This window comes from Synergistaceae bacterium, from assembly GCA_017443945.1.
Lineage (GTDB): Bacteria > Synergistota > Synergistia > Synergistales > Aminobacteriaceae > JAFUXM01.
Genome location: JAFSXS010000091.1, coordinates 1 through 1831 on the forward strand (window position 1 = coordinate 1; position 1831 = coordinate 1831).

Genomic DNA, 1831 nt, shown 5'->3' on the forward strand with positions numbered 1-1831 from the left:
CAATAAATGACAATCACAAGCAGAATTTTGCAAATGAGCAAGAGACCCGCAAAGAGTCAGACTCGAAATTGCAGATTCAGATTGACACACTTGCAAAGGCGTCATTGAGTCAGTCTCAAGCAATCAAAGCAATAAATGACAATCACAAGCAGAATTTTGCAAATGAGCAAGAGACCCGCAAAGAGTCAGACTCGAAATTGCAGATTCAGATTGACACACTTGCAAAGGCAATAATCATGCTAGCAGACGCATTGAGACATACACGCGAGTTTTACTCCGAGAAAATAAAAACTTTGTGGGAGCTGACTGGCGGCAAAAAAATCGAGCAGATTAACTCAATGTTAAGTGATGTCTATAATGATTTAGACACGCAGAATGACGAGATAGGCTCATTAAATGACGATTTCACGGACAAGATAAATTCAATGTTGAGTGATGTCTATGATGAATCAGATTCGCACGACGACGCAATTAATAATTTGACTCAATCACAAATAGACGCGATGAACGAGATTCTAAACGAGATTTACGGCTAATTCTCTGGACATGTCCCAGAGTTAGCAAATAGATAATTTTTATGGAGGTAATTTTTATGCCCACTTATGATGTAAACGAGCCTTTATTAATGGGTCAGGCGAAAATCGCACACCAGCGCGCAAAAACTTATGTCGACGCGAAAATTGCAGCTCTCCCGACAGAACAGTTTGTCGACCAGGCACACACAACTTTAGTCGACTCTTTTGCGTTCAATGCTACGAATTATGCCGGCGCTACAGATCCTAATCTTGACGGACAGCCCGTTTTAGTGCTCGCAATTAAAGGTATCGACAACGTTACGAAGGCCGAGACTCTCACGTACAAATTTATTGCGCTGAACTCTTTAATCACGAACAAGGCTGATAAAGACTCTGACGCTGTAGCAGGAAATATCGCAGTTTTTGACTCAGCCGGAAACCCAATCGATTCGGGCAAGACATTTGCAACTGACGCGGAAGTTAATGCAATGTTAGACGAGGTCTACGGAGCAGCTTCTGCAAGTTCAGGCGAGTAATTTAATTTTTTTTCGGGGGGATTCGTCCTCCCATTTTTTATATCATGCTGAACACGAATCAAGAAAAATTGCATGCACAGCGCATAAAAAATTTATTGAATGAACTCGAAGCCCGAATCAGTGAATTTGATAATCTTGCGCAAAAAATTATCACTCTTGCGAACTCAATTATTAATAATATCGAGGTGAACGGGAATTAATGAACGAGCTGAATTTATTAGACGCAGTAATCATGAAACTTGAGAATTTATTTCGAGGCTACACACTTTTAAACAAGTCGGGTGAATTGCAGGAAGTGAGAGTCTTTGCTCAATATCTGCCAATGCCTGAAGGTCTGAATTTCAACACGCGCTCTAACACCGGATTAAAGAATTACAATGAGTCAGACATGGAGTCAAATTTTCCGTGCATTGTAGCAAAATTAATTGAGTGTGAAGACCGCGAAGAAAGACGGATTGATGCAACTCTTGTGAAAATGAATCTATTATTTGCCTGCTATGACGAGAATAAATTATGTCAGGGCTACCGGGATATTTTGAACATGCAGGAACGAGTCCGCGATAATTTTTTGATTGAACGTGTGATAGATAACCGGTTTAGACTTGATATGCCGATAAAGACTCGTTTACTTGAGTGTGAGACATGGCCTGTATATTTTGGCGAGATGGATTTAATATTTCAGGCTGGGAGGCCAGTTATGCGCAAAAATTTTGTATATGCTATGCCTATTACGGCGTAAAACTTTTTTATAAACGCGACTCCAGAGTATAAACCGGGTGG

At 40.5% G+C, this 1831-nt stretch carries 4 protein-coding genes; all 4 read left to right on the plus strand.

Translation table 11 applies throughout. From position 1 onward, the window contains the following. Positions 1-536: hypothetical protein (locus IJT21_09325; GenBank protein MBQ7578452.1), on the plus strand; the 536-nt coding region annotated here is incomplete at its 5' end. Between the two features lie 56 nt (positions 537-592). Then, the gene (locus IJT21_09330) at positions 593-1051 is read left to right on the plus strand and encodes a hypothetical protein (protein MBQ7578453.1); all 459 of its coding nucleotides are present in this window, start codon (positions 593-595) and stop codon (positions 1049-1051) included. A 44-nt stretch (positions 1052-1095) separates the two neighbouring features. After that, a complete protein-coding gene (locus IJT21_09335) occupies positions 1096-1251 on the plus strand; it encodes a hypothetical protein (GenBank protein MBQ7578454.1) in 156 nt (51 codons plus the stop codon). Continuing rightward, complete coding sequence (locus IJT21_09340) at positions 1251-1790, plus strand: hypothetical protein (GenBank protein ID MBQ7578455.1); 540 nt, start codon at positions 1251-1253, stop codon at positions 1788-1790. Before IJT21_09335 ends, IJT21_09340 begins: the two co-directional genes overlap by 1 nt. The last annotated feature ends 41 nt before the right edge of the window (positions 1791-1831 follow it).

Coding starts and splice junctions, on each gene's coding strand:
- IJT21_09330 (MBQ7578453.1), top strand. CDS start 593: ATGCCCACTTATGATGTAAACGAGCCTTTATTAATGGGTCAGGCGAAA.
- IJT21_09335 (MBQ7578454.1), top strand. CDS start 1,096: ATGCTGAACACGAATCAAGAAAAATTGCATGCACAGCGCATAAAAAAT.
- IJT21_09340 (MBQ7578455.1), top strand. CDS start 1,251: ATGAACGAGCTGAATTTATTAGACGCAGTAATCATGAAACTTGAGAAT.